This is a genomic window from Collinsella aerofaciens ATCC 25986 (genome assembly GCF_964239575.1).
GTDB classification, from domain to species: domain Bacteria; phylum Actinomycetota; class Coriobacteriia; order Coriobacteriales; family Coriobacteriaceae; genus Collinsella; species Collinsella aerofaciens_BQ.
On record NZ_CAXSQQ010000061.1, the window covers coordinates 1 to 1,137 of the forward strand.

Annotated in this window: 1 protein-coding gene; it reads left to right on the forward strand. The window is 44.2% G+C overall.

The window, feature by feature from the left end:
* Positions 1 to 137: 137 nt before the first annotated feature.
* Positions 138 to 1,067, forward strand: coding sequence for a hypothetical protein (locus tag ACESUZ_RS10085; RefSeq protein WP_373199921.1), 930 nt, complete (start codon positions 138 to 140; stop codon positions 1,065 to 1,067).
* Positions 1,068 to 1,137 lie beyond the last annotated feature (70 nt).

Sequence of the window (1,137 nt, forward strand, 5' to 3'; positions counted from 1 at the left end):
GATTCTAGGACGAAGGCCGTTCTTCGTTAAACGGGCGCTAGGGCGTCACCCTTACACCAACATTTTCGACGCGATCTTGGATTGATCGCAATATCCATGATTGTCTCAATGCGGGTATTCCTGTTCATCTATTCTTTATGATTGGCTTTCCGACCGAAACTAAAGAAGAGGCTCTGAACACCTTAGCTTATACAGAGAATGTTTTGAATTATTCAAAACAGGTATGTGGTGTTCCATATTCCACGAGAGGATTTACGAATTTTGGTCTCGTTATGGGGTCGGATGTTTGGAATCATCCCGATAAGTATGGTGTCTCTGTAATGCCGAAGTCCCAATATGAGGATTTGCGCCTCGAAGTGGATTATGTTTCAGGCACTGGTTTAACTTTAAATGAAGCAAAATCCTTATCTGATGAGCATCATATTGATTTTTATATGCAAGAGGTCATAAACGGTAGCGACACAATTGACTTGCCCCAGCGGCTTCATATTTCAGAGGTGACCTGGATCCTAGATTCTATTCACGCTGTCAGGTATAAGGGACATTTGACCAAAGTAAAGCGACGGCTAACTAGTCTAAATCCAGCTGATCGAATCTGGCTGGATTCCAAGACCTCTGTCGTGCTCGTTGAGCCATTTGCCTACTTCTATAATTCTGAATACCATCATGTCTATGCTGTTTCCCAGTTGGTATACCTTAAGTTGGCCCGTTTATTGGAGGCCGATTGTAGCATTTCTCTTATCCTTGATCAGGGCGACCTCGAGCTGACAAGGGCGATAGAAGAACTGTTGCATTATGGATTGCTGAATACAAATATCGATGCCGATTATGTAATGCACGATAATGGTTTTCAATTGGTTAAAAGTTCGTTTGTGAAAGAAGTCGGACGCTCAAAAGAGGGGTTAAGAGTACTGCTGAGTTGTGCCACCCATAGAATGTGTGCGGTTAATGATTTTTCGTTCGCTTTGCTTTCGTTGTTTGAAAAGCCGATTACTAAGAACGAGGTGCGCGACATTTTGAAAAAAGAGGGACTATCGGCAAACGAGGAGCAACTAAACAAGGGTTGATTTCCGATCTCAGCCGAACACATTGAGCTGATGGCTCGCTCCCGCAGTTAGCCGAACGCCCCCGCGGCCC

Coding starts and splice junctions, on each gene's coding strand:
- ACESUZ_RS10085 (WP_373199921.1), top strand. CDS start 138: ATGATTGGCTTTCCGACCGAAACTAAAGAAGAGGCTCTGAACACCTTA.